The sequence below is a fragment of the Acetobacterium fimetarium genome (assembly GCF_014284475.1).
GTDB lineage: Bacteria > Bacillota > Clostridia > Eubacteriales > Eubacteriaceae > Acetobacterium > Acetobacterium fimetarium.
In genome coordinates this window covers 51013-77763 of sequence record NZ_WJBC01000005.1, presented here as the reverse complement: position 1 = coordinate 77763, position 26751 = coordinate 51013, and the positions used below count along the sequence as shown (strand labels likewise).

The 26751-nt window shown below is 44.8% G+C and carries 19 protein-coding genes and 1 pseudogene; 14 read left to right on the top strand and 6 right to left on the bottom strand.

Going from position 1 to position 26751, the window contains the following annotated elements; genetic code table 11:
• Nucleotides 1-141 precede the first annotated feature (141 nt).
• Genes GH808_RS05110 through GH808_RS05100 form a run of 3 tightly spaced genes read left to right on the top strand, consistent with a single transcriptional unit; the run spans nucleotide 142 to nucleotide 3744 of the window.
• On the top strand, nucleotides 142-828 hold the full coding sequence (locus tag GH808_RS05110; RefSeq protein WP_186841721.1) for a response regulator transcription factor: 687 nt from the start codon (nucleotides 142-144) through the stop codon (nucleotides 826-828).
• Nucleotides 828-2633 carry an ATP-binding protein gene (locus tag GH808_RS05105; protein WP_186841720.1) on the top strand — a complete coding sequence of 602 codons (1806 nt, stop codon included), beginning with the start codon at nucleotides 828-830 and terminating at the stop codon, nucleotides 2631-2633. Before GH808_RS05110 ends, GH808_RS05105 begins: the two co-directional genes overlap by 1 nt.
• Complete coding sequence (locus GH808_RS05100) at nucleotides 2614-3744, top strand: hypothetical protein (protein ID WP_186841719.1); 1131 nt, start codon at nucleotides 2614-2616, stop codon at nucleotides 3742-3744. Before GH808_RS05105 ends, GH808_RS05100 begins: the two co-directional genes overlap by 20 nt.
• Nucleotides 3745-3873: 129 nt before the next feature.
• Here GH808_RS05100 and pyk read toward each other — a convergent pair whose 3' ends face one another.
• The 3 genes from pyk to GH808_RS05085 are packed head-to-tail and all read right to left on the bottom strand — an operon-like array spanning nucleotide 3874 to nucleotide 10162.
• Entirely contained in the window at nucleotides 3874-5616 is a 1743-nt protein-coding gene (gene pyk / locus GH808_RS05095) for a pyruvate kinase (RefSeq protein ID WP_186841718.1), read from the bottom strand.
• Between the two features lie 38 nt (nucleotides 5617-5654).
• Nucleotides 5655-6611, bottom strand: coding sequence for an ATP-dependent 6-phosphofructokinase (locus GH808_RS05090; RefSeq protein WP_186841717.1), 957 nt, complete (start codon nucleotides 6609-6611; stop codon nucleotides 5655-5657).
• Between the two features lie 2 nt (nucleotides 6612-6613).
• Nucleotides 6614-10162, bottom strand: a complete 3549-nt coding sequence (locus GH808_RS05085; protein ID WP_207722261.1) for a DNA polymerase III subunit alpha — start codon at nucleotides 10160-10162, stop codon at nucleotides 6614-6616.
• Between the two features lie 532 nt (nucleotides 10163-10694).
• Here GH808_RS05085 and glpK point away from each other — a divergent pair.
• The 10 genes from glpK (at nucleotide 10695) to GH808_RS05035 (ending at nucleotide 21467) form a co-directional block, all read left to right on the top strand.
• Nucleotides 10695-12188 (top strand): glycerol kinase GlpK, encoded by a 1494-nt coding sequence (gene glpK / locus GH808_RS05080; RefSeq protein ID WP_186841715.1) that lies wholly within the window; start codon nucleotides 10695-10697, stop codon nucleotides 12186-12188.
• A gap of 150 nt (nucleotides 12189-12338) precedes the next feature.
• Nucleotides 12339-12950, top strand: coding sequence for a glycerol-3-phosphate responsive antiterminator (locus tag GH808_RS05075; protein ID WP_186841714.1), 612 nt, complete (start codon nucleotides 12339-12341; stop codon nucleotides 12948-12950).
• 110 nt (nucleotides 12951-13060) lie between these two features.
• Nucleotides 13061-14530, top strand: a complete 1470-nt coding sequence (locus tag GH808_RS05070; protein WP_186841713.1) for an NAD(P)/FAD-dependent oxidoreductase — start codon at nucleotides 13061-13063, stop codon at nucleotides 14528-14530.
• A 2-nt stretch (nucleotides 14531-14532) separates the two neighbouring features.
• Nucleotides 14533-15801, top strand: coding sequence for an NAD(P)/FAD-dependent oxidoreductase (locus GH808_RS05065; protein WP_186841712.1), 1269 nt, complete (start codon nucleotides 14533-14535; stop codon nucleotides 15799-15801).
• A complete protein-coding gene (locus GH808_RS05060; RefSeq protein ID WP_186841711.1) occupies nucleotides 15798-16163 on the top strand; it encodes a DUF1667 domain-containing protein in 366 nt (121 codons plus the stop codon). The genes GH808_RS05065 and GH808_RS05060 overlap by 4 nt, the downstream gene beginning before the upstream one ends.
• 176 nt (nucleotides 16164-16339) lie before the next feature.
• Nucleotides 16340-17113, top strand: coding sequence for an SGNH/GDSL hydrolase family protein (locus GH808_RS05055; protein ID WP_186841710.1), 774 nt, complete (start codon nucleotides 16340-16342; stop codon nucleotides 17111-17113).
• 31 nt (nucleotides 17114-17144) lie between these two features.
• Nucleotides 17145-17588 carry a DUF4358 domain-containing protein gene (locus GH808_RS05050; RefSeq protein ID WP_207722260.1) on the top strand — a complete coding sequence of 148 codons (444 nt, stop codon included), beginning with the start codon at nucleotides 17145-17147 and terminating at the stop codon, nucleotides 17586-17588.
• Nucleotides 17589-17603: 15 nt separating this feature from the next.
• A complete protein-coding gene (locus GH808_RS05045; protein WP_186841708.1) occupies nucleotides 17604-19004 on the top strand; it encodes an MBOAT family O-acyltransferase in 1401 nt (466 codons plus the stop codon).
• A gap of 10 nt (nucleotides 19005-19014) precedes the next feature.
• Nucleotides 19015-20202, top strand: a complete 1188-nt coding sequence (locus GH808_RS05040) for a DHHW family protein (protein WP_186841707.1) — start codon at nucleotides 19015-19017, stop codon at nucleotides 20200-20202.
• A 188-nt stretch (nucleotides 20203-20390) separates the two neighbouring features.
• On the top strand, nucleotides 20391-21467 hold the full coding sequence (locus tag GH808_RS05035; protein ID WP_186841706.1) for an N-acetyltransferase DgcN family protein: 1077 nt from the start codon (nucleotides 20391-20393) through the stop codon (nucleotides 21465-21467).
• Between the two features lie 248 nt (nucleotides 21468-21715).
• Here GH808_RS05035 and GH808_RS05030 read toward each other — a convergent pair whose 3' ends face one another.
• A complete protein-coding gene (locus GH808_RS05030; RefSeq protein WP_243166112.1) occupies nucleotides 21716-22219 on the bottom strand; it encodes a flavin reductase family protein in 504 nt (167 codons plus the stop codon).
• 18 nt (nucleotides 22220-22237) lie between these two features.
• A pseudogene (locus GH808_RS15680) lies at nucleotides 22238-22321 on the bottom strand (rubredoxin-like domain-containing protein); the annotation flags it as partial.
• A 233-nt stretch (nucleotides 22322-22554) separates the two neighbouring features.
• Here GH808_RS15680 and ade point away from each other — a divergent pair.
• Nucleotides 22555-24279, top strand: coding sequence for an adenine deaminase (ade, locus tag GH808_RS05025; protein ID WP_186841704.1), 1725 nt, complete (start codon nucleotides 22555-22557; stop codon nucleotides 24277-24279).
• A 13-nt stretch (nucleotides 24280-24292) separates the two neighbouring features.
• Here ade and GH808_RS05020 read toward each other — a convergent pair whose 3' ends face one another.
• A complete protein-coding gene (locus GH808_RS05020) occupies nucleotides 24293-26659 on the bottom strand; it encodes a homocysteine S-methyltransferase family protein (protein ID WP_186841703.1) in 2367 nt (788 codons plus the stop codon).
• Nucleotides 26660-26751 lie beyond the last annotated feature (92 nt).

Here is a 26751-nt window from a genome sequence, read left to right as displayed (position 1 = left end):
GGTAACGTGTAGGCGAACAGTTCGGAGAACTGTCCGCCGTATAGTGTACAAATTGGTTCGCGCAAACTGGCAGCGAAACTTGCGGTAGTTTAGCAAATGCCTACCACATAAAATAATAAAATTTAGAAAGCAGGTATTAAAATGAATGAAAAAATACTGGTCGTCGATGATGAAGCGTCGATTGTCGATCTGATAAAACTAGAGCTTGAATTTGAAGGCTATCAGGTTGAAACGGCATACGATGGCGTAGAAGCTGTCGAAAAAGCGCTGGCCATTCGTCCTGATCTGATTGTGCTGGATATCATGCTGCCGAAAAAGAACGGCTATGACGTCTGCCGTGAACTGTGTCCGCAATTGGGAGTGCCCATTATTCTTCTGACTGCGAAAACCGATATCATCGATAAGGTTTTAGGGCTGGAACTGGGTGCTGATGACTATCTCACCAAGCCTTTTGACAATCGGGAACTATTGGCGCGAATCAAAGCGCATTTGAGACGTTCATCGATCACCGTTGAGCCTCAGAAACAGGAATCACTTTTACAAAACGGCGACTTGAGCATTTATGCTGATGAGCGCATGGTCTTGCTCGAGGGAAAAGAAATCCATCTGACACCAAAAGAATTTGAGCTGCTTTTTCTGCTGGCCTCCAATCTTGAACAGGTTTTTCCCCGTGATACGCTGCTTGAGAAAATTTGGGGATACGACTACTATGGCGACACCCGAACCGTTGACATGCATGTTCAGAGAATTCGACGAAAAATTGATACCCAGGGCAACAAGTACATCCAGACTGTATTTGGAATTGGATATAAAATGAGGAAGCTCTGATGCAACTGAGTTACCGCGTCCGGATGATCCTGTACAACATTCTGCTTTTCGCTTTTGCCTTTCTGATTGTTGTATTTTGCGTATTTCAGGGGACATCCTATTACTATATCAATCAGGCCAAAAACAATCTGTTAAGTATGACTCAGGACACCACTTTATATATCGGCCAGGAGATCAAAGCTTCGCAAAGTTCCGACCCGCTGTCTGATCGACTGGTTGCGAATGCACTTTACCTGTGCAAGAACATTTCAGCCAGTGAAAATAATCGTGTCCTGCTTTTTGATATCAACGGATCGCTGATTGCAGATTCCGTTGATATCAGCAATACCAATCTTCTTGATACGGAAATTAATTTGTCAAAGACTGAGTCTGCTCCGATATTAACCTTGAAATCCATCAATAATGCAAGCATTGCTTACTATGTCTCTCCGATCACGATCGATAATTCCACCATTGGTTATATTGGCTTTCTCTATCCAATGCGTGAACTGGATACCTTTCTTCATGTTACCAGTGTCCTTTTTGCCATCAGCGGCATTATCGGTCTGATCATATTGGTGGCCGTGACGACGTCTTTTTCCCGACACTTTTTTCAACCGATCAAAGATCTGACCAAAATTTCCAAAGAGATCAATAACGGAAACTTCAATTTAACCATTTACTACAAGCATTCTGATGAAATCGGAGATTTGACACAGGCGTTCAATGGGATGGTTACCAATATCAACAATGTCATTCTTCAGCTTGAGTCTGAAAGAAAGCGTCTTGCCGGCGTCCTGGCATCGATTGACGACGGCCTCCTGGCGATTGATAAAAACGGAAATATTATTACCTCAAACAGCTATATCAAGACTTACTTTAATGTCAGCAACCCGAAAACGATTTATGATTTTCAGTACCAGTCCTTTCTGCGCGATATTTTTGACAGTCTGAAAAACGGAAAAAATCATATTTCAGAAGAAATTGACTGCAACGATCGAAATCTGCTGCTGATCGGCAGTCCGATTCGGGAAAAGGGTTTTGAGGAAAACTATCTGATTATCATCCGTAATATGACGGCTGCCCGTCATCTTCAGGATGAGCAGCGCAAATTTATCAGCAGTGTTTCGCATGAACTGCGTACCCCTCTGACAACAATTATCGGGTATACCGATATGCTGACCCGCCGACAGGTTGCCGACCCAGAAATCATCAACCGCTCTTTGAACACCATCAATCGGGAAGGCCACCGCCTCCTTCGACTTGTCGATAATTTGCTGAATGTCAACAAATTTGACAAAGCGGAGTTTGATTTCAAAAAGACCAACCTGAACATCGTCGTTCTGATCTCGGAAGTCGTTGAGCAGATGCAGATCAAGGCAACACAGTCCGATATCCAAATCAACTATATTTCTGATGAGCTTCCGGAAATTCTCGGCGATTATGACCGGCTGCAACAGGTGTTCATCAACATTCTTCACAATGCCATCAAATATTCAAACAACGGTGACATTATCGATGTTATCTCAACCCTTGAAGATGACAAAATTGTGGTCTCCATTCGTGACTACGGCCCCGGAATTTCAGAAATTGAACAAACACGCATTTTCAACGCCTTTTATCGTGTTGAAGAAGATCGTTCGCGCGGGCCGGAAGAAGGGGGATCTGGTCTTGGCTTGTATATCGTCAAACAGATTGTTGAAAAACATGAAGGAAAAATTGAAATTGTTAGTCAGGTTGGCGAAGGAACCAATATCATTGTGTCGCTTCCTGTCTTATCGGTTCTTTTGTATGGAGGGAATGCAGATGAAAAAGCTGAAGCGTAGCATCATTTGTTTTGTCTTCGTCGTCACGACGGCAATTGTAACCAGTGGCTGTCAAAATGTATTTATTCCATCCAACCGACCGGTCGTCATTAAAGAAGCTGTGTCCTCGGCCCTGCGATCGTCTCATCAAATCAGCATCCAGTCCTGTAATGAGATAGCATCCGGTGTGGTTCAGGACATTTCAAACAGCGGCAACAATATCATTGTTCTCAATAGTGGCACCACTTTTACGATTGATCTGTTGAATACCGACACGCGACAGTTGTCCGCCTTTATCAATTCAGATAAAAAGGAACTGTCCGCCCTCTATGACACCCATGATACCGGGATTTATTATATTCAAAAAGTGGTTGAACCCGCTTCTGAAAATGTAAACAGTCAACTTTTGTGGACTGATATCAACAAGAATATCACCCGTATCATTTCAACGCCAGAGGAGAACGTCAATCAGTTTTTTGCCATCAACGAGTCCGGTCAGGTGGTTTATGTGAACAACAGCAATGAACTGATCCTGGCTGACAGCGGTGGCAACCGTACTGTCTACCAACCCATTCGCGATTATTCTATTCTTTCTGTAGACTATATTGAAGATGAGAAGGGTTTTGTATTTATGGCCTATGACCCGGCCAAAGAGGAAAAGACAAATCTGTATTATGCCAAAATTGAAGATGGTTCTCTGGAATTATCACCCAGCCTGGTTGTCGAAAATGTGATTAATTTTGATATCAACAAGGTTACCAATCAAGTTGTTTTTATCAAGAACAGCAGTGAATATCAAACTATCGGTACCTGGAAAACCGATGATACGAAAACCACGACCATCGCAACCGGCAATTTTGGAACTGCCAATTTTACCCCAAATGGTGAAAATATTTTTTACTCGCAGTATTCAGCCAATTACGATTCCCAGTCACAATCGATTTGGATGATGAACGCCAACGGCGATAATCCCCTGCAGGTGACGGCGCCACTGAATTTGAACTCCCAGCTGATCTGTCATCCCAATAAATCGATTCTGTATTTTTCGGTAGAAAAAAATGCTGAAAGTGCCAATACCACGGAAGACACGGTGCTGTCTCAGACCTATCAGATCACTTACAAGATTGACTGATTCACAAAATCAGCCGCTCCTTTGGGGATACTCTTTCAAAGCAAAAGCCTCTGTTCCACTAATCGGAACAGAGGCTTTTGGCTATTTCCTGCGTTTTTTCGTCTGATCATGTCGGGATATAAAGCTATTTCAGATCATTTGCACTCTTCCCTGATAAACAATGCCGCGTTTGGGATCAACCGAAATCAGCTTGCCATGCTCAATGACATTCAGGGCTTTTGACACATTGACAATGACCGGGATGTCGTAGTGAAGCCCTGCGATTGCGCCTTCTGAGCTCAGACCGCCTTCTTCTGTAATAATCGCCGAGGCCAGATGAAGGATATGACTGATCTCTGTGGTTACCGATTTGACAACTAGAATATCGCCTTCCGTAAATTCACTGGTATTGGCTTCGGTAATGATTTTTGCGTAACCGGTTACCGCTTTTTTACCGATGCCGACGCCATTGATGATGGCATTGCCAACCGTATGGACTTTTATCATATTGGTATTTCCCTGTACTCCCAGCGGTACCCCGGCAGCTACGACGACGATGTCGCCGAATTTTACATAACCCTGCTCAACTGCCTTTTTAACCGCATCCATAATCATGCTGTCGGTATCGCCAAACTCCGGCGTATAAATGCAATCGACGCCCCAAACCAGAGCCAGCCGTCGGACCGTTGTTACCTTATCGGTCACTGCCAGTATTTCACAGTCCGGGCGGTATTTCGAAATCATTCGGGCGGTATGGCCGGATGATGTTGCGGCAATAATGGACTGCGCCGTGAGCTGATCGGCAATTTGGCAGGCCCCTTCACTCACTGCATTGGTGGTGGTCAGTTCCCCATGCTCCGGTTTTAGTCGACGTTCATATTCTTCTGAGTTTTCACTTTTCACGACGATATTCCACATCGTTTTTACGGCTTCAATCGGATAGGAGCCGGCGGCTGTTTCGCCTGAAAGCATCACCGCATCGGTGCCGTCAAAGACAGCATTGGCCACATCGCCAACCTCAGCCCGGGTTGGCCTTGGATTGCGCATCATCGAATCCAGCATCTGGGTCGCCGTGATGACCGGTTTTCCAACCAGATTGCATTTTTTTATGATGCTTTTCTGTACCAAGGGCACTTCTTCCGCCGGTATCTCTACCCCCAGATCGCCTCGGGCAACCATAATGCCGTCAGAAACGGACAGAATACGATCAATTTTTTCAACGCCTTCGCGATTTTCTATTTTTGAGATGATTTCGATGAGATCGCCGCCGTTGTGTTCCAGCACTTTTCTGATTTCCAGCACATCCTTTGGTTTCCTGACGAAAGAGGCGGCAACAAAATCCACCTTCTGTTCAATCCCGAAAATAATATCCTCTTTATCCTTTTTTGTTAACGCCGGCAACTCGATATTGACGCTGGGAAGATTGATGCTTTTTTTGCTTCCCAGGGTTCCACCATTTAAAATTCGACAACTCATTTCGGTTCCCTGAATGTCTTCCACTTCAAGCTGTATCAATCCGTCATCGATTAAAATTCGGCATCCCGCTGCGACTTCATTAGGGAGATTATCATAGGATACGCTGAAGCGTTTTTCATCTCCGGCGATGCTTTCGGTCGTTAAAACAACCTTCTTCCCGGCTTCAAGTTCAACTTTTCCAAGCAGCAGTTCCCCGGTCCTGATTTCCGGTCCTTTTGTATCCAGCATAATCGCAACCGGTATGCCCAGCTCTTTTCGCACTTCTTTAATGCGCTGAATTCTGCCCGCATGTTCCTCATGAGAACCATGAGAAAAATTCAGCCGGGCCACATTCATGCCATTAAGAATAAGTTCTCTCAATATTTCCTTGGTATCTGACGCTGGTCCCAAAGTACAAACAATCTTGGTTCTTTTCATTTTCTTACCTGCTTTCTATCTAAAATCTTTTTTACCAATCATATCGATAAAACCGAAGCCATTTCGTAAATGTCCTGTCGGAATATTTTTTTCATTTGAAGCGCTTCTTCCAGGGGAATCCCCAGATAAGAGCCACACCGCTGGACAATCACACAGCCGGTTGTTTTCCTGATGATGTTCATGACCGCATTGTATCCCATGAAACAGGCCAGATTCCGGTCGGCATTGGAAGGTGAGCCGCCTCTTTGAATATAACCCAAATTCGTTCCTCTTGTCGTCACCTGGGTGCGTTCCTCAATTTTTACACAATAGTCCATGTAATTTCCGCAGCCTTCTGCCAGCATCACGATGCTGTGAAGCTTGCCCCGATCTTTTCCCTGCAGAAGTCGCTCGCAGATAGCGTCAATGTCCGTTTTGACTTCTGGCAGAATCAACGCTTCCGCCCCTCCGGAAAGGCCGGCATAAAGAGCAATATCACCGCATTTTCGGCCCATCACCTGAACGATATTGATGCGGTTATGGGCAGAGGTTGTATCTCTTATTTTGCTGATCGCATCCAGCGCGGTTGTCACCGCCGTGTCAAAACCAATGGAATTGTCACTGCACCCCATATCATTATCAATGGTTCCCGGAATCACAATGACACTGACGCCAAGCTTTTTAAGCGCAGCAGCCCCCTTTGTGCTTCCGTCGCCGCCAATAACGATGAGATGATCAATGCCGTATTCGGCGAGCACTTCAGCACCTTTTTTGACTCCCGCATCGGTAGCAAAGAACTCACTTCTTGATGTCCGAAGAATCGTGCCGCCCCGCTGCAGAATATCCGCTACTGAGTAAACACTCATCGGTGTGATATCCTCCTCCAGCAGACCGGCAAAACCACGATTAATTCCATAAACTTCAATCTTGTTGAATATCGCCGTCCGCACAATGGCACGGATGGCGGCGTTCATCCCCGGGGCATCTCCCCCACTCGTTAAAACTCCAATTCGCATTTCTATCTTACCTCCACGTTTTGATTTCCTAGAATATGAATTAATTCATTGATCAAAGCATCTCCCGGCGTAATCCACAAATTTTTATTGGCTCCGAACTGCATCTGATCTTTTTTTATGTATAGCACTACCGGGACGGATCCCGGATACTTTATTAGAATTGATTTCACCCGGTTTATCAAGGTCTTTTCTGTTAAATCATCAAAGCTGAGCATGAGTTTTTTACGTGACTGATTTGTTGTGGTTGTTTTGTAGGGAGCCGAAGTTTCCTTAACTTGCAGGCTCGGCATGGTTTGCGGCGGTTGTCCGATGGGATAGATCTGTGAAGCAATCACTGATGTTTTTGCTTCTTCGTTATAGTTTATTTTCCCCTTAATGACCACCGGTTGATCCTGCTTTAATTGATTCCGGTATTCATCGTAGGTTCGCGGAAAGACGACCACTTCAATCTTTCCATACAAGTCCTCGATGGTCAGAAAGCACATCATCTGTCCTTTTTTCGTCATCATCGATTTCAACTCGGCAATTAATCCGCCTACACTGACCTGTTGTCCATCTCTTATTCCAGCATCTTTTAAATCCTGATAACTATCAACCATATTAGAAAAAAGTGTCACTCTCTTTTTCAGTATCTCTTCATACTTTTCCAACGGATGACCGGTAACATACAGACCGAGCACCTCTTTCTCCAGTGCCAGCCGTTCTTCCTTGGAAAACGGTTCTTTTTGCGGAAAGTGCTCCTCTTTTAAAGTCAGTATTTCGCTTGCGTTTTCCAGACCGCCCATGTCCAGCAGCGACAGCTGACCGGACAGGCGATCTCTTTTTTCTCGCTGCACCTGATCAATAATCAACTCGGCGATGGCCAGCATCTGCGCCCGGTTGCTTTCGACTGAATCAAAAGCGCCGCCCTTGATGAGACTTTCAATGCTCCGTTTGTTCAGGGATTTGAGATCCACGCGTTCATAGAAGTCACGAAGACTGATGAAATCTCCGCCCTTTTTCCGGGCTTCGATGATTGCGGCGATGGCATTTTTTCCAAGTCCTTTTACCGCACCCAGTCCAAAGCAGATTGAATTCTCTGATACACTGAATTTTTCATAACTTGCATTGATACTTGGCGGCAACACATGGATCGCCATTTTACGGCAGTCCTCAATGTATTTCGCGACCTTTTTCTCATCATCCATTACGCTCGACATCAAAGCAGCCATAAACGCGGTGGGATAAAAACATTTCAGCCAGGCCGTCTGATAGGAAATGACGGCATACGCCGCGGCATGGGATTTGTTGAAGGCGTATTTTGCAAAGTCTTTCATCTCTTCAAATATTTTGATGGCCACTTTTCCCGGAACACCTCGACGGATGGCTCCATCCACTCGGATTTTCCCGTTTTCATCCACTTCGCCATGGATAAAAACCTGGCCTTCGGATTCCATCACACTGCCTTTTTTCTTTGACATGGCGCGCCGTACCAGATCGCTTCGTCCCATCGAAAAGCCGGCAACATCACGGAATATCTGCATAACCTGTTCCTGATACACCATACAGCCATAGGTCACATTCAGAATCGGAGTCAGAATCGGATGATCGTAAGTGATACCCGCCGGATTCTTTTTGTTTTCGATATAGCGGGGAATCTGGTCCATCGGACCGGGACGGTACAGCGATATCCCGGCAATGATATCTTCAAAATTACTGGGCTGGAGTTCTCTCATAAACTGCTGCATACCACGGCTTTCTAATTGAAATACACCCATGGTATCCCCTTTTGAAAGCATCTCATAGACCTTTGCATCATCCATTTCCAGCGCATCCAGATCTGGCCGTCGGCTGCCGGAAATCTCAATGTTTTCCAGCGCATCCCGAATCACGGTCAATGTCCGCAGACCCAGAAAGTCCATTTTCAGGAGTCCCAGATCTTCCAGCAGCCCCATCGGAAACTGGGTGGTGATGGCATCGTTGTTCCGATAAAGCGGAATATACTCCACCAGCGGCTGGTCGGATATTACCACCCCGGCGGCATGCGTAGAGGCATGGCGGGACAACCCTTCAATGGCCTGAGCGGTTCTGATGAGCTTTGCCACATCCTCGTCCGCCGCCGCCATTTTTTTCAACTCCGGGTTCTCTTCCAGCGCATCTTTAATAGTCACATTCGCCCCGGGATGAATCGGTATTTCTTTGGCGACCCGATCAACGGCATTATAGGGCATATCCAGCGCTCTTCCGACATCCCGCAATGCGCCTCGGGCAGCCATCGTGCCAAAGGTGATGATTTGCGCAACCCGTTCTTCCCCGTACTTGTGAACCACGTAATCGATCACTTCCTGGCGGCGCTCATAGCAAAAATCGACATCGATATCCGGCATGGTGACGCGTTCCGGATTCAGGAAACGCTCAAACAACAGTTGGTACCGGATTGGATCAATGGTTGTAATGCCTAAACAGTAAGCGACAACACTGCCAGCCGCACTGCCTCTTCCCGGGCCGACCATAATCTGATGGTCTTTGGCATATTTAATGAAATCCCAGACGATCAGGAAATAATCATCAAAGCCCATTTTATGAATGGTTTCCAGTTCATAATCCAGCCGTTCATCCAAATCTGACGGCGGATCCGGATACTTCTTGCGCATTCCCTGGCGGCATAACTTTTTCAGAAAGTCTTTGGCATTTTCACCGGGAGGCAGCTCAAACTCCGGCAAATGTGTTTCTTCCAGATCAAAGCTCACCTGACATCTTTTGGCGATGCGGTTTGAATTTTCGATTGCCTCCGGTATGTCAATGAACAGCTTGGCCATTTCCTCAGGACTTTTTAAATAGAACTCATTGTTGGGAAAACGCAGCCTTTTTTCTTCCTGAACCGTAGCGGCCGTCTGAATACATAAAAGAATATCATGGTTTTCACTGTCTTCCTTGTTAATATAATGAACATCATTCGTTGCCACCAACGGAATGTCATACCGTTTCGAAATTTGAAGCATCCGCTCGTTGACCAGAGCTTCTTCGCGCAGGCGATGATCTTGTATCTCCAGAAAAAAATTGTCTTTCCCGAATATATCCTGATACATCAAACATCGCTGGGCGGCACCATCCACATCATTTTTGAGAATCATTTGGGGAATTTCACCGCCAATACAGGCCGACATGCAAATAATTCCTTCACTGTTTTCTCTCAGACATTGATGATCCACCCGCGGTTTATAATAGAATCCATCAATAAAACCTTTAGACACTATTTTCATAAGATTTTTATACCCAATGTTGTTTTCAGCTAACAAAATAAGATGATAGCGTTCTTTATCCCATTGCGGGTCTTTTTGTTCCAAGGCGCGGGGTGAAATATAAACCTCACAACCAATGATCGGGTGGATGCTTTCTTTTTGACAGGCCTTGTAAAAATCAACCGCTGCAAAAAGAACACCATGATCCGTCAGGGCCACACTGTCCATTCCTTTTTCGCCAGCCGTTTTGACAAGATCGCCAATCCGGCAAAATCCATCCAACAAACTATATTCACTATGCACATGAAGATGTGTAAAATTTCTTTCCATATTAATATCCATTTTTAAAAGATTTGTGTTTTTCTTGATATTTCCGATTCTCTGTATGATCTGATATTATACCATACTTTTCGTATAATTGATAGATCCTTGTCCCAGTCGGGTGTTATTGATCCCACTATCTATTCTACTATTTTGCGAATAACACTGGAATTAAATAATTCTGACGCCGGCCTGACAAAAATTTGCTGCTAAAACAACGTCAAATTTAGAATGTTACTAATTTAACACTGTTTTTTTATCCGCAATCCTTTACATCCGTTCCAAATTATGTTATTATTGGGCAGTAAAGTAATTTAATGATTTTATGAAAATTTAGCAGAATTACAAATATAAAACAATTTCATATTTGGCAGGAGTTATGGAGGGCCGTACTATCGTTTTTACATTAAGAAAATATGTAAATTTGTTGGTATATGCTCTTTTTGTTTTTTTTTCGTAAATTTCCTGTTTTTTCCTTTCGATTTTATTATGTTTTTTACATAATTAAATAAAATAATAAAATAAATAGGGGGTTATACTTATGAAAAAGTATATCTTATCACTGGATGCGGGAACCACGAGTTCAAGAGCGATTTTATTTAACCATGACAGCGAAATCGTCAGTGTTGCACAAAAAGAATTTACGCAGATCTATCCAAAAGCCGGTTGGGTTGAACATGATGCCATGGAAATCTGGGCGACTCAAAGTGGTGTTATAGCTGAAGCCATGTCAAAAGTCGGCGCTACGGCTGATGATATTGCTGCTATCGGAATTACCAATCAACGTGAAACCACTGTGGTTTGGGACAGAAAAACTGGCGAACCTATTTATAATGCAATCGTTTGGCAATGCCGACGAACAGCAGGTTTTTGCGATGAGTTAAAAGCCCGCGCTGGATTAGAAGACTATGTTCAGGAAAATACCGGACTCGTTATTGATGCCTATTTTTCAGGAACTAAAATTAACTGGATTCTGAATAATGTTCCCGGCGCTCGTGAAAGAGCTGAAAAAGGCGAACTGGCTTTCGGAACCATTGATACCTGGTTGATCTGGAAATTGACTGATGGTAAAGTACATGTCACTGATTATTCAAATGCTTCCAGAACCATGGCATTTAATATCAAAACCCTTAAATGGGACGAAAAAATGTTAAAAGAACTGGATATTCCAGCTTCGATGCTGCCAGAAGTCAGACCTTCTTCTGATGTTTATGGAACAACTTCATTATACGGTAATCCGATTCCTATCTCCGGTGCTGCCGGCGATCAACAGGCGGCTCTCTTTGGACAAGCTTGTTTTGAACCAGGCATGGCTAAAAATACCTATGGAACCGGTTGCTTCCTCTTGATGAACACGGGTGAAAAACCGGTAAAATCCAACAGCGGTCTTGTTACAACCATCGCCTGGGGCTTAGATGGTGCCGTCGACTATGCTTTGGAAGGCTCAATCTTTGTTGCCGGTGCAGCTATTCAATGGTTGCGTGATGAAGTAAAAATTGTTGACTCTGCTCCAGACAGCGAATTCTATTGCAATAAAGTTGGCGATACCAATGGTGTCTATATGGTACCGGCTTTTGTTGGTCTGGGTGCTCCCCATTGGGATATGTATGCACGTGGTGCCATTTTGGGATTAACCCGTGGTGCCAATAAATCCCATATCATCCGGGCGACTGTTGAATCGCTTGCTTATCAGACAAAAGACGTTCTGGATGCCATGGAAAAAGACTCTCAAATCAAACTGGCCAGATTGAAAGTTGACGGCGGCGCCTGTAACAATGATTTCCTGATGCAGTTCCAGGCTGATATTCTTGGTGTTCCAGTTGACCGACCTTCGATCGTAGAAACAACCGCAATGGGTGCTGCTTACCTGGCTGGTCTGGCTGTTAAATTCTGGGATGGCAAAGAAGATGTTACAAAAGCATGGAAACTTGATAGATCCTTTAATCCAATGATGGATGCTGATGTTCGAGCTAAATTGTATGGCGGCTGGTTAAAAGCAGTTGAATGTGCCAAAGGCTGGGAAGACGCAGAATAATTATTTTTCTCTCCTGATATAGTTTTAAACTATATACACCGGTTGGGGTGTTCTCTCTAATACCCCAACAATTTTTGATTTTTCTCTTTCCAAATCAAGTGATTGTGTTATATAATATTCTCGTAAAACACAGTCCAAGGGAGGAGATTTATGGCTACGAGAAAATGTCTTTTGATGTTTCAGGAGAATCCCATCATTGCCGCTGTTCGTAATCCTAAGGATATTTATGATGCCATTCGTTCGCAATCGCAAATCATATTTTTACTGACGGGAAACGTATTTAATTTAAAGAAATTAGTTGAAGCTTGTATAAAAGCCGATAAATATGTTTTTATACATCTGGATCTCATCAAAGGTTATTCACAGGATAATTATTTCATTAAATACCTTAAAGACGAGATTCAGCCCACGGGAATCATTACCACCAAGAATAACATCATCACCCGTGCGAAACAGGAAAATCTTATGACAATCCAACGTTTATTTTTATTGGATTCTTCTGCTATGGATATTTCCATTGAATCGGCCAAAAAAATCAAGCCGGATGCAGTAGAAATCCTGCCAGCTTTAGTTCCCAAACTCATCAGAAGCGTTAAAAAGGAAATAAATATTCCCATTGTCACCGGAGGTTTCATAGAGACAGAAGAAGAAGTTCGTTCTTGTCTTGCAGCTGGCGCATTATCCGTCAGCACATCCCATAAACCATTGTGGGATAAAACTAAACTTATTCGTGAAGAGCAGAAATCACTATCAGTCGAATAAGTAAAAATATAATACAAGGCAACGGAGAGCCACACTGTTTTTTTAAATGAACCTTCATTTGGAAAAATTGTGTGGTTTTTATTTTTATAAGTTCCAAGGAGGAATAAATTATGTATGATATCGCCATTATTGGAGCCGGCATCGCTGGTTCCTACATTGCCCGGGAATTATCCCGGTACCAGTTGGACATTGTTTTACTGGATGGAGAAAATGATGTTGGCAATCAGATTACGATGGCCAATTCCGCTATTATCCATGCCGGTTTTGATGCACCGTCTTATAAGCTGAAAGGAAAATTCAATGCGGTCGGAAACATCATGTATGAAAAGGTTTGTGATGATCTTGATGTTCCATTTAAACGCTGTGGTTCACTGGTTGTTGCCCATGATGAATACGAAATGGCAACCATCCACGAACTGTATCAGAATGGCTTGAAAAATGGTGTTCCCGGCTTAAGAATTCTTTTCAGAGAAGAGGTTCATGCCATGGAACCAAATCTGAATGAAGACATCTGCGGCGCGCTTTACGCACCATCTGCAGGCATCGTTTCGCCTTTTGAACTCTGTGCCAATGTCGCCGAAAATGCGATTGACAATGGCGTAACCCTGAAGCTTAATCATATGGTTACCGCCATCGACAAGGATGACGATTGTTTTAAAATTACAACCAGCGCCGGGAATATTGAGGCCAAATTTGTCATTAATGCCGCCGGTCTATTTGCGGATGATATTTATGCACTGGTTGGCGATCCTTATTTCAAACTGCTGGCCCGAAAAGGTAATTACTTTATTTTTGACAAGGATGCCGGCTCGCTTGTAAACAATGTCATTTTCCCCTGTCCTTCCAAAAATGGGAAAGGTATCCTGGTTTCTCCGACCGTTCACGGCAACCTCTTAATCGGTCCGGATGCTGCGCCGGTCGAAAAAGGCGATATCTCAACGACAGGCGATCGTCTGGATTACATCAAAGCCAACGCCTTAAAGAACTGTCCAACGTTGCCATTCAAAAAGATCATCCGGTCCTATGCGGGGCTCCGAAACACACCGGTCGCTGACACCTACACCACCACCGATGGTGACTTCATCCTTGAAGAATCGCCAGTAAAAGGATTTATCAATGTCGCCGGTTATGAATCGCCCGGCTTGTCCTCAATTCCGGCGGTGGCTCATTACGTGGTGGAAGAAATCGTCAAACCCCTGATTCCGGATATTGAGGTCAACCACGATTTCAACCCCAAAATCCGTCCGCATGTTCGCTTTACTGAGCTTTCTGACGAAGAGCGCGCCGAAATTATCAAAAAAGATCCGAAATACGGCAAAGTCATCTGCCGTTGCGAAACCATTACCGAAGGTGAAATTCTTGATGTCATCCATCGCAATGCCGGGGCGCGAACCGTTAAATCGGTTAAAAAACGATGCCGCGCCGGCATGGGCCGTTGTCAGGGCGGGTTCTGTTCCCCACGGGTCGTTGAAATTCTTGCCCGTGAGCTGAACTGTTCATTGGATGAAATTATGTATGATCAGCAAGACTCAGCTTATATTCTTGCCGGCGAAACCAAATCAGCTAAGGAGGAGGCATAATCATGATTTATGATATTGTTATTTTAGGCGGCGGCCCTGCTGGTTTATCGGCTGCTGTTCAAGCTAAAAAAGATGGTGTGGAAAATATTCTGATCCTGGAACGAGACCGGGAATTGGGCGGTATTCTGAACCAGTGTATCCATAACGGTTTTGGTCTTCATACCTTCAATGAAGAATTAACCGGCCCTGAATATGCGGCGCGTTATATCAAACAGGTTGTCGATCTTGGCATTCCGTATCTGCTGGATACCATGGTCCTGGATATGACGGATCACGGCGAAACCAAAATTATCCACGTGATCAATGAAGAAAGCGGCTATATGACGATTGAAACCCGTTCTGCCATCCTAACCATGGGTTGTCGTGAACGTACCTCCGGAGCGATTGGCATCCCGGGATATCGTCCTTCCGGAGTATTCACCGCCGGTACGGCACAGCGTTTTATCAACATGGAGGGCTATATGCCCGGTAAAGAAGTTGTCATTCTGGGATCCGGCGATATCGGTCTGATTATGGCCCGCCGAATGACGCTGGAAGGCGCCCACGTTAACGCGGTCTGCGAACTGATGCCCTACTCCAACGGTCTGGTACGTAATATCGTCCAATGCCTGAACGACTATGACATTCCCCTGAAGCTCAGCCATACCATTACCTTCATTCACGGCAAGGATCGTATCGAAGGGGTCACCGTTGCCCAGGTCGATGATAAACTGAAAGTCATTCCGGGGACGGATGAATTTATTCCCTGCGATACCCTGCTCCTATCGGTCGGTTTAATCCCCGAAAATGAAATCACCGTGAATGCCGGTGTTGAAATGGATAACCGCACCAATGGTTCCATTGTTGGCGAACTCCGTCAGACAACCATGCCCGGCGTTTTTGCCTGCGGAAATGTCGTCCACGTTCACGATCTTGTCGATTTTGTCAGCGAGGAAGCCGTGCTTGCCGGCAAAGGCGCTGCCAAATACGTAAAAGGAACCCTGGATACCAATGTCACTTTCACCACCGCCAATGGCGACGGCATCGGTTATGTCGTTCCCCAGCAGGTGGCCATGAAAAATGTGGAAGAAAATGTCACTTTCTACATGCGTGTTCGACAGGTATTCGAAAACAAGGTCGTCAATGCCTACATTGGTGATCAGCTGATCGCAACGAAAAAAGAAAAGAAACTGCTTCCTGCTGAAATGGTCAATTTTAAAATTGCCAAAGAAGTACTGGAAAAATATCCTGCCGGAGAAATCCGTTTTGTCGTCGAGGAGGCCCAAAAATGAAAAAAGAACTAACCTGTATCACTTGCCCCATGGGTTGTCAGTTGACCGTTGTTGACAAAAATGACGATGGTAATTTTGAAGTTACCGGAAACACCTGTAAACGGGGGCCAAAATATGCCATCAATGAGCTGACCAACCCCACCCGGGTGATTCCGACCACCGTCGTCGTGCGAAACGGCATGCTTCCCCGTCTGCCGGTGAAGACTGCTGAGCCGATTCCCAAGGGCCAGATTTTTGAAGCCATGAAAGCCATCAATCAGGTGGTCGTGGACGCGCCCGTAAAAATTGGTGATGTCGTGATTGAAAATCTTTTAGGTCTCGGCATCAACGTTGTTTCAACCAAGAACATGGATCGATGTTAAACCATTAATCTGAGTTTTCAAAGACAGCAGATCAGAAATTTCTGGACTGCTGTCTTTTTTGCATCCAGGATGGTGACATCAAAAAAATAATTTGTTACAAAAAGAACGTTGAACTGATTGCATGCTTTGTGATATCGTAATCTACGTACGAATATCACAATTGAAGGTGAACCCCTGTGGATATAAATGATCTGATAAACAGAATACGAAACACGCCCGGAGTTGCTTTGATCATCACCATTCCCATTCTTATCATCGGAGCGATCATCCTTGTCAATCTACTGAGTACGACCAAACAGAATTCAGAAATTTCCGCCGGTGTCGAGGTCCTGAAAAACCTGGAGTCAAAGGACGTTGTCACAATGGAAGGAAAAATTGATTTTATCAAAAAGAAAGCGGGAGATTCCGGTGGTTATCCGGAACTATTTGAAACTTCCGTTATTTTTGGCGACTCCATCGCTGAAGGAATCGGTTCATACGGTTATCTGCCCGCTTCTTCGCTGATTGCCGTCCTTGGCAAAACGACGGATAGCAGTCTTGAAGATGTTGCTAAACTGGTTGATATGGCTCCCAAAAACGTTTTTTTTGAATTAGGGCTTAATGACATGAGTCATCCCGATACCACCCTTGATTCCTATAAACAATCTTATGAAAAGCTGATCGATGCGGTCAAGTCCCAACTGCCCAACACGCAGATCTACATTTGCAGCATCTTTCCGGTTACCGACGCCGCGATTCAGGAAGACCCGAAGCTTAATCAGGTGGAAGCCTATAATGCCGCCCTCGTGGAACTGGCCAAACGCAAAAACGTCCACTACATTGATACCTATACCCTGTTGAAGGAAAATCCGCAGTACCATGAGGCCGACGGCATCCACGTACTGCGTGAATTTTATCCGTTCTGGCTGGATACCCTTGTCAATAACAGTGATCTTTCAAAATTATTATAGAACGGAAAAATTCATGAAAAGATTCTGCATTATGCTACTTATTTTAATATTGGCGTTGCCCCTGCTCGGTTGTCATCAGTACGACAAGCGGCCCTTAGCGGAGGTGGAAACAGATATTCTGGCCTCGGTGAGCGATCTGGGGATGGCCAAAGGGGCAGGCAAAGATTTAAAGCGCTTTTATGGGCTGAATGCCAATGATTTCGAAGAAGCGGTGGTCTATATGCCCTCCAACTATATGGATGTATCGGAAATGCTGATTGTAAAAGCAAAAGATTCGACGCAAGTCGATCGCGTTGAAGAAGCCGTCGAAGCCCGGGTTGCCAAACAGGCGGAAAGTTTTAGTGGTTACGGGCCGGAACAATGCGCGCTTCTTGATAACTATGAACTGAAAATAATGGGCAATACCGTATTTTACTGCGTTTCTCCAAATGCTACCACCCTCAAAGAAGCCTTTGTCAAAAGTATGAAAAAATAAAAGTAAGGAGTCACTATGGTCTTTAGCAGTATTCTGTTTTTGTTTACCTTTCTTCCTGTCGCACTCGGTCTTTATTACATCGCTCCTAAACAGATAAAAAATACTGTTCTGCTGTTGGTCAGTCTATTATTTTACGCCTGGGGTGAACCGGTTTATGTTTTTCTGATGATTTTCACGATCGTTTTCGACTATTCGATTGGAATCGTCATGGAAAACAAATCCGCCATCATCCGCAAACGACTGTTTATTCTTACCTTAACGGCAAACCTTGGGGTTCTGTTTTTTTTCAAATACTGGGGTTTTCTTATTGAGACCATTAATCAGCTCTTTAATCTGGGTATTTCCTATACCGCACTCCCGCTGCCCATCGGCATCTCATTTTACACGTTCCATATCCTGTCCTATTTTATCGATGTCTATTTAAAAAAAGTACCGGTCCAGAAAAACATCATTTCTTTTGGACTCTATATCACCATGTTTCCCCAGCTGATGGCCGGCCCGATTATCCGCTATCCGAATATTTATCAACAGCTTTCCGAACGCACCGTGACTCAGGATCAGTTTGGACTGGGCGTTGAGCGTTTTATCCAGGGACTTGGAAAAAAAGTGCTGATCGCCAATAATATCGGCTATGTCTGGACGATGGTCCAAGCCATGGAAATCACTCAGATATCGGTATTAACCGCATGGATCGGTATTCTTGCCTTTTCTTTCCAAATTTATTTCGATTTCAGCGGATATTCGGATATGGCTATTGGGCTCGCTAAAATGTTTGGTTTTGAATTCCCGGAAAATTTCAACTACCCCTATCTCTCTAAAAATGTTTCCGATTTCTGGCGTCGCTGGCATATTTCCCTGGGAATGTGGTTTAGAGAATACCTCTATATTCCGCTGGGCGGGAACCGTGTTGCCCTGCCCCGGTTTTTTATCAACCTCTGCATCGTCTGGTTTCTCACCGGCCTCTGGCATGGCGCCAGCTGGAATTTTGTGGTCTGGGGGCTTTACTACGGGATGCTGCTCTTTATTGAAAAAGTATTCTTAAAATCATTACTGGAAAAAACACCGGCGTTTCTGCAACATGTTTATGCTCTTATTTTTATCGTCATCGGCTGGGTCTTTTTCGCCAGTCCGGATCTGGGCTATGCGCTTCATTACCTGAGCATCCTCTTCTTTACCGCTGGTGCGCCTCTGATCGACACGACCGGGCTCTATTATCTGTATACCAATTTTGTATTATTCATTATTTGCGGCGTTTGTTCGACCCCGGTTATTCATACCTTATACGACAAGCTCCTTCACAGCGAGAAAAAAGGGGTGGTTCCGACAGCACTCGGACTCAATGGCATCATTATGTTCCTGTCCATTGCCTATTTAGTGACGGAAACATATAATCCATTTCTATATTTTAGATTCTAGGTGAAATTTTATGCGAAATCAAAATAAAAGCCACGCACGTGAACGGCATGCCCGTTCTCATTATTATAAACGGTACCTCAATCTGTTGGGATCATTTTTTATTGTTCTGATCATCATCGTACCATTGATCACATTGATCCGCCCGGATGTGAAATTCTCTGAAACTGAAAACCGCATCCTGACACAATTGCCGCGTTTTTCTTTTGACAGTGTCACCGATGGCCGTTATATGAAGAAGGTGGAAAAATATGCCGCCGATCAGCTGATCGGACGTAATTTCTGGATTCACACTAAAACGAACACCGACCGTCTGCTGGGAAAGAATATTTCGAACGGCGTTTATCTGGGAAAAGACAGCACCCTGATTGAAAACTTTGATCCGCTGTCTGCTGAAGATGTTGCTAAGACGAAGACCGCTTTAAACCGCTTTGTCGAAAAACACCCGGAGCTTAACCATTACTTCATGCTGGTTCCCAATGCCATCAGCATTTATGGGGATAAACTTCCCTTGGCGGCACCGGTTCTGGATCAAAACCAGTATATCGATTCTTTCACTTCCGGACTAAACGAAAAAACAGTCATTCTTGATCCAAGACCGATCCTGAAAGAAAACACGAATCAACTGCTTTACTACAAAACCGACCATCACTGGACGACTCTTGGTGCCTCGCTGTCCTTTCAGTCGGTTGCCGGAAAAATGGGCATCACACCGAATCCAGATGCCTATTCGGTCGATCCGGTGACGCATTCTTTTTCCGGGGCACTGGTATCCAAAAGTGGTTATTCCATAAAAAACACCGACACCATTGATGTTTACATTCCCAAAAGCGAAGACGATTATTCAGTCGTTAATTACATCGAAGAGCAGCGAAAGTCACCTTCCTTCTATGCTTCAGAACAACTGACCGGAAAGGACAAATATGCCGTTTTTTTAGATGGCAATCATCCGCTTGTAACCATAAAGAATCCCGTGAACAACGGTAAAAATTTACTGGTCATCAAGGATTCCTATGCCAATGCCTTCATTCCATTTTTAGCCCCTTTTTACAGTGAGATTATCGTGATCGACCCACGTTATTACTATAACAGCATTGAAACGCTGCTTGCCGATTATGACATCACCGATGTTTTATATCTTTATAATGCCAATACATTTTTCAGGGATACCAGTCTTGAACCGGTTCTCAATGATGAATAGAATACTGTATGAAGGCTGAATATAATATTCACTGGTGGGTTACCGTTTATTTGTCACTTTATATGGTATAATAATTATATTGTATATCAGACTCCCTTTATTCCCATACTCTTTAAATCCAAGCACAATTAAATAGTTTGTCTTATAAAGCACTTGTTCTTGTTCACAATGAAAGGAAGTTTTCAAATATGAAAGAAAAAGCTTTAGTATACTGTGAAGGTCATTTTGGCGATACAGATGGAAAGACAGCAAACGGTTTAATTCGACGTTCTCAAAAATATCAGATTGCCTGTGTGATCGACAGCACAAAAGCCGGCTTGGATGCCGGCAAGATACTGGGCGGTTCTGAAAATGGCATCCCCATCTATCGTGATTTAACGGATGCACTTGATAAATTAGGTGAAACACCTGAATACTTTATCTACGGCATCGCCCCCAAGGATACATTTTTATCCCTCAACGAAAGAAGAATTTTCCTCAAAGCAATGTCCCTGGGCATGAATATCGTCAACGGCCTGCATGAATTTATTTCCGATGATGCGGAATTCAAGCGCGAAGCCAAACGTTATAACGTCAAGCTCTATGATATTCGCAAGCCTTTGTCCAATCGTTATCTTCATCTTTTTACCGGCGATATCATGCAAGTCAAGACCCCCAAACTGGCAATTTTCGGAACCGACTGTGCTGTGGGCAAACGAACCACCGCGATGCTGTTAATGCAGGCGTTAAAAGAGCGGGGTATTCGGACCTCATTTATCGGAACCGGGCAAACGGCTTTGATCCAGGGCGAAAAATATGGCATCGCAATGGATGCCATTCCCTCTGAATTTATGGCCGGCGAACTGGAAAACGCCGTTTTAGAAGCCGATATTCATGAAAAACCGGACATCATCCTTTTAGAAGGGCAAAGCTCTCTCAGTCATCAGGCCTTTGTCAGCTCCTGCGCCATTATCCGCGGGGGACAGCCGGATGCTTTTATTCTCCAGCATCCGCCCAAAAGGAAAAGACGGATTGACTTCAATGACCTTGAAATGCCGACCGTCGACAGTGAAATCAATCTTATCGAAGGCTTCTCCCAGTCAAAAGTCATTGCCATTACCCTCAATCATGAAGGGATGATTGTTGACGATATCAAGGAGACGATTAAAAACTATGAGCATGCTTACCATCTGCCCACGACCGATACATTAACCTACGGCTGTAATAAACTGGTCAAATCGGTTTTAAAAACGTTTCCGGAATTAAAAGAAAAAATTGCCACCTGAATAGTCGGCAATAGTACCGTTAGCTTTGCGATCAGTTTCGCACGAACCAATTTTTACACTGTACGGCGGACAGTCTTAGGACTGTTCGCCTACACGTTACAAAATTGGTTGTGGAAACTAATTGCAAAGCAATCATTGTTCGATTTTATAATCATTTACTATCAACAAAAAAAGCCAATGCGAATGCTGCATTGGCTTTCTGTTATTGATATAATAAAAATAATACCGGATAGCTTACCTGGCGGTGATCATCGGGTTGCATGATAATATGCATAGGTCATGGGCTCTTCTTCACTAAAGCCGTCGCCATCGATAACCTTGCCGATAAACAGGTAATGCGTTCCCAAATCAATGGTCTGTTCCACTTCGCATTCAACAAAACATAAGGAATCCAGTAAACCCGGACAGCCGGTTTTTTCACCGGTAACATAGTTCACGGTCTTGAATTTATCAACATCTCTGCCGCTCTGATACCCAAAATGCTTGATTAAATCATGATTGTCTTTTCCCAGAATTGAAACGCCAAAGACACCGGATTCTCTGACATATTCTGATGTCAGGGTCCCTTTTCCCAGGCATACGCTCGCTTTCAGGGGTGTACTGGTGATTTGAATAAAGGTGTTGGATACCATCCCGTTGAGCTTCTCATCTTTTATTGATGAAATGATGTAGACCCCATAACTGACATTAAACAATAATTTTTGAATCGCATCTCTTTTCTTGTCTGATAAATCATCTTGAACTTCTTCCATCAAGACAAATTTCTCCGGCCCTACCCCACAAATCGGACATTTTTCCGGTGGAGTGTCACCTTCATGTACATAGTTACATACTGTACAACGCCATTTCTTCATTTTGTTCACCACTTTCTTAGAATTATTTCAGTACTTTACAACAATTATAATTTACAAGCAATTTGAAGTCAATGCGGTAATATTATTTTATTTACAACTTATTTAATTATATACCCTTTTCTTAGATATTAACCTAAATAATGCATTTTTTTTGAAAAAAAGGGCATAATTATTATTAAGAAATTACTTTAGTAAATTTAAACGGCAAAAATTCGACGTGAGCAGGTGAAATAATGAATAAAAACACTCAAAATCTGAAAAGAACCATTGCCGTATCCAATGGTTCTGAAAAAGCTGATCTCGTTCTGAAAAATGGCAGAATCATCAATCTCTTTTCAGAAGAGATCATTCCCGGTGATCTGGCCATTGTCGGCGGTGTCATTGTCGGTATTGGCCGTTATGACGGAAAACGTGAAATTGATTGTTCCGGAAAATACCTCGCGCCCGGCTTTATCGACGCGCATGTGCACATTGAATCCACGATGGTGACCCCCCTCGAATTTGCCAGAGCCGTTCTGCCTTCCGGAACTACCACCATCATTGCGGATCCCCATGAAATCGTGAATATGGCCGGTAAAATCGGACTGGACTATCTATTGAATGCCTCCGAACATATTCCCCTGAATGTTTTCGCCATGCTGCCATCTTCCGTTCCCGCTTCTCAGTTTGAAACAAACGGCAGCGGCGCATTTTCAGCCGCCGACATGAAACCCTTTCTCAATCATCCGCGTATTCTTGGTCTGGGAGAAGTCATGTGCTTTCCGGATGTGCTCAGGGGGGACTCCGTCATTCTTGAAAAGCTTATGCTTTGCCGTGACAAAATCTGTGATGGCCATGCCCCCGGTCTCTCCGGCAAAGCGCTTCAGGCTTACGCATCTGCCGGAATTGAAAGTGATCATGAATCGACATCCTTCGATGAAGCCGATGAAAAACTGAAAGCCGGCATGCGGGTGCTCATCCGGGAGGGCTCTGCGGCCAAAAACCTCCGGGCCATTGTCACCGGTCTGCTGGAAACCGGTCTTCCCACGGACCGTTTCCTCTTCTGCACGGATGACAAGCATCTGGAGGATATTCATCGCGACGGCCATATCCGCTGGAATATCCGGCTGGCCATCGAACTGGGCCTGGATCCGATAAAAGCGATCAAAATGGCCACTCTCAATACCGCCCAGGCCTATGGTTTGAAACGTCTCGGTGCCATCGCTCCGGGATACCGCGCCGATCTGGTGGTTCTCTCTGATCTCCAAGCGATGACGGTTGAGACGGTCTATAAGGACGGGATAGCCCTTGATGACTTATGCTTTAAAAACATGCCGATGGACCAGATCGATCCCCGCCTGCTTAATTCAGTGCATATCGATGAATTATCTCCAGAAAAAATCAACCTGCCGGTTCATCAAAAGAATCACATCCTTGAACTGATTCCCGATCAGATTGAAACCAACCACCTGATCGAATCCCTGCCCGGTGAAGACGGGCGCTTTGTCCCCGATGCCGTCTACGCCAAGCTCTGTGTGATTGAGCGGCACAGAAACACTGGCCATGTCGGCGTCGCCGCTATCAAGGGTTTTGGCATCCGAAACGGCGCCATTGCCACCACCGTCGCGCATGATTCGCACAACATCATTGTGGTTGGCGACAATGATGCCGATATTCTCCTGGCCGTGGAACATTTAAGTAAAATCAATGGTGGTTACGTTGTCGTATCCGAACATACTGTGAGCGGTTCTGTCCCACTGCCACTGGCAGGCCTGATGAGTCTTGACGCTGGTGAAAATGTTCAAGCAAATGTGGCGGCGCTGATTTCTAAAGCTCACGATCTGGGTATTCCATCCGGAGTTGATCCCTTCATCACCCTGTCATTTATGGCCCTGCCGGTGATCCCGTCGCTGCGTCTGACCGATATGGGTCTGTTCGATGTGAATGCCTTCGCGTTAATTGAACCTGAGCAGAACTGAACATTTTTACAGTTTACTCAAATACTTTTTTCGCGATATTTGCGCCTTCCCGAGCATCTTTTCCGTAATAATCCGCCCCAATGGTTTGGGCGTATCCGGCATTGAGTACGGCTCCGCCAACCATAACGGTGGTCGCCGGACAGTTTGCCTTGATCGCGGCGATCATGCTTTCCATATTTTTTACCGTTGTCGTCATCAACGCGCTGAGTCCGACCAGCTGAATGTTTGCTTGTGAAACCGCCGCGATGACGGTTTCCGCTTTGACGTCTTTGCCCAAGTCGATGATTTCATAGCCATAGTTTTCCAGAATGACTTTGAGAATGTTTTTGCCGATGTCGTGAACATCACCCTCGACGGTTGCCAGAATGATCTTGCCTTTTGAAACTTGCGTTTTTCCTTCTTTTTTCATGGTCGTTTTAATCACATCAAAGGCTTTTTGCGCTGTTTCCGCTGCAAAAATCAAATTCGGCAAAAAGCTCTCGCCGGTTTCAAAAGCATCTCCGACCGCATCCAAACCGGGGATAATCTGATTGTTGATGATATCCATCGGTTCTCTTATTTTTAGAAGCGCTTCGGTTGCTTTTGCCGCCTGATCAGCCAGTCCCTCTTCAATGATTTCTTTCAGACTGATTGATTCTTTGTGGTTGTCATTGCCGGTTTCTTTAACCGGCGTCTCTTTATAGTGTTTGGCATAGGCAATACACTGTCGGTCCAGCCCCCATAAAGCTCGAAAAGCGTTGATTGTATCCATCATTTCTCTGTCATTCGGATTCATGATCGGATTGGTCAATCCGGCTTCCAGAGCCAGTCCCAGAAATGTCCGATTCAGCAGCTCCCGGTTGGGCAGGCCAAAAGAGATATTGGAAACCCCAAGAACCGTTGGAACGTCCAGCTTTTCACGGATTATCCGCAGCGCTTTTATCGTTTCTTTAACCTCTGCCTGCTGGGCCGATGCCGTCAATACCAGACAATCCAGCATGATGTTTTTCTTTGCTATTCCAAAAGCCGCTCCGCCTTCAATGATTTTTTCGGCAATGGCAACCCGCTCTTCGGCTTTGCCGGGAATCCCGTTTTCATCCATAGTCAGTCCCAGCACAACGGCGCCATATTTTTGGGCAATGGGAAACAGGGTTTCCATAGAACTTTTTTTGCCGTTAACCGAGTTGATGATGGCTTTTCCCGGATAGCTCCGCAATACGGCTTCAATGACTTCCGGATTGGATGAATCGATCTGCAGAGGACTATCCACCAGGCGACTGACGGTGTCCACCGCGTCTTTCATCATTCCCACTTCATCGATGCCGGGCAATCCCAGATTGATATCCAGAATATGGGCCCCTTCCTTTTTCTGGTCAACCGCTAATTGGGATACCATGGCTAACTCGCCGCGGGAGAGCGAGTCCTTCAAAAGCTGATTCGTGGTCGGGTTGATGCTCTCCCCGATGATCTGAACATCGTTTCCGAGAATCAGGGTTTTAGTGCTGGACGATACGGTCGTATATCCTTTATCCTCAATGGTGGCAATCGGCAAATCGCAGGTCGCCTGAATCATTTTTCTGATGTAGTCCGGCGTTGTGCCGCAGCATCCGCCTAAAACGACAGCTCCCATTCTTGCAATTTCGACCATATACCGGGTAAACTCGTCGATATCGATATCGTAGTGCGTCTTACCGTCAACCATCTGAGGCAGTCCGGCATTGGGTTCTACCATAATGGGAACGCTGGCATAATGAATCAGATCTTCAATGATCGGCAGCATGCCATCCGGTCCGGTAGAGCAGTTGATTCCGATGACGTCGGCACCCAGTCCTTCCAGAATGCTGACCACTGTCAGGGCATCAGATCCGGTTAGTGTGCGTCTGTTTTCTTCGTAAGTCATGGAAGCAATCACCGGCAGATTGGAAACTTCTTTGGCGGCAATCAGTGCGGCCCGGACTTCACAGATATCCGTCATCGTTTCTATGACGATCAGGTCCGCTCCGGCCTTATCTCCCGCCACAATGATCTCTTTGAAATAGTCCACTGCCTCATCGAAGGATACGTCGCCAAAGGTGCCGATCAGTGTGCCCAGAGGGCCAATATCCAGCCCGACAAAATCCGGCTGAAGTGCTTTGACATTTTTTACTCCGGCTGTTACCAGCTGGTTCACCGTATAATCCGTGTCTTTTAGCTTGTAGCCGTTCACGCCAAATGTATTGGCCAGGATAATATCTGCCCCGGCATCGATGTACAATTGATGGATTTCCCTGATCACCTCAGGGTGGGTCACATTTAAAACTTCCGGTATCGGGCCAACTCTATCCAGCTTACTCTGGAGCAGACTCCCCATTGCGCCATCCAGATAGAGTCTTTTATTCCTGAGTATCTCTTTTATATTCATCTTCTTTCTCCTTGCAATATTTTTTATCTAAGGCGTTTATAAACTTCCGTGAGCTTGAATACCGGTTTTAGTTTATTTTCAAAATCAAATCG

Coding starts and splice junctions, on each gene's coding strand:
- GH808_RS05060 (WP_186841711.1), top strand. CDS start 15,798: ATGAAAAAAGAACTAACCTGTATCACTTGCCCCATGGGTTGTCAGTTG.
- GH808_RS05050 (WP_207722260.1), top strand. CDS start 17,145: ATGCTACTTATTTTAATATTGGCGTTGCCCCTGCTCGGTTGTCATCAG.
- GH808_RS05045 (WP_186841708.1), top strand. CDS start 17,604: ATGGTCTTTAGCAGTATTCTGTTTTTGTTTACCTTTCTTCCTGTCGCA.
- GH808_RS05110 (WP_186841721.1), top strand. CDS start 142: ATGAATGAAAAAATACTGGTCGTCGATGATGAAGCGTCGATTGTCGAT.
- GH808_RS05040 (WP_186841707.1), top strand. CDS start 19,015: ATGCGAAATCAAAATAAAAGCCACGCACGTGAACGGCATGCCCGTTCT.
- GH808_RS05100 (WP_186841719.1), top strand. CDS start 2,614: ATGAAAAAGCTGAAGCGTAGCATCATTTGTTTTGTCTTCGTCGTCACG.
- glpK (WP_186841715.1), top strand. CDS start 10,695: ATGAAAAAGTATATCTTATCACTGGATGCGGGAACCACGAGTTCAAGA.
- GH808_RS05085 (WP_207722261.1), bottom strand. CDS start 10,162: ATGGAAAGAAATTTTACACATCTTCATGTGCATAGTGAATATAGTTTG.
- GH808_RS05105 (WP_186841720.1), top strand. CDS start 828: ATGCAACTGAGTTACCGCGTCCGGATGATCCTGTACAACATTCTGCTT.
- GH808_RS05065 (WP_186841712.1), top strand. CDS start 14,533: ATGATTTATGATATTGTTATTTTAGGCGGCGGCCCTGCTGGTTTATCG.
- ade (WP_186841704.1), top strand. CDS start 22,555: ATGAATAAAAACACTCAAAATCTGAAAAGAACCATTGCCGTATCCAAT.
- GH808_RS05070 (WP_186841713.1), top strand. CDS start 13,061: ATGTATGATATCGCCATTATTGGAGCCGGCATCGCTGGTTCCTACATT.
- pyk (WP_186841718.1), bottom strand. CDS start 5,616: ATGAAAAGAACCAAGATTGTTTGTACTTTGGGACCAGCGTCAGATACC.
- GH808_RS05020 (WP_186841703.1), bottom strand. CDS start 26,659: ATGAATATAAAAGAGATACTCAGGAATAAAAGACTCTATCTGGATGGC.
- GH808_RS05035 (WP_186841706.1), top strand. CDS start 20,391: ATGAAAGAAAAAGCTTTAGTATACTGTGAAGGTCATTTTGGCGATACA.
- GH808_RS05075 (WP_186841714.1), top strand. CDS start 12,339: ATGGCTACGAGAAAATGTCTTTTGATGTTTCAGGAGAATCCCATCATT.
- GH808_RS05030 (WP_243166112.1), bottom strand. CDS start 22,219: ATGGAAGAAGTTCAAGATGATTTATCAGACAAGAAAAGAGATGCGATT.
- GH808_RS05090 (WP_186841717.1), bottom strand. CDS start 6,611: ATGCGAATTGGAGTTTTAACGAGTGGGGGAGATGCCCCGGGGATGAAC.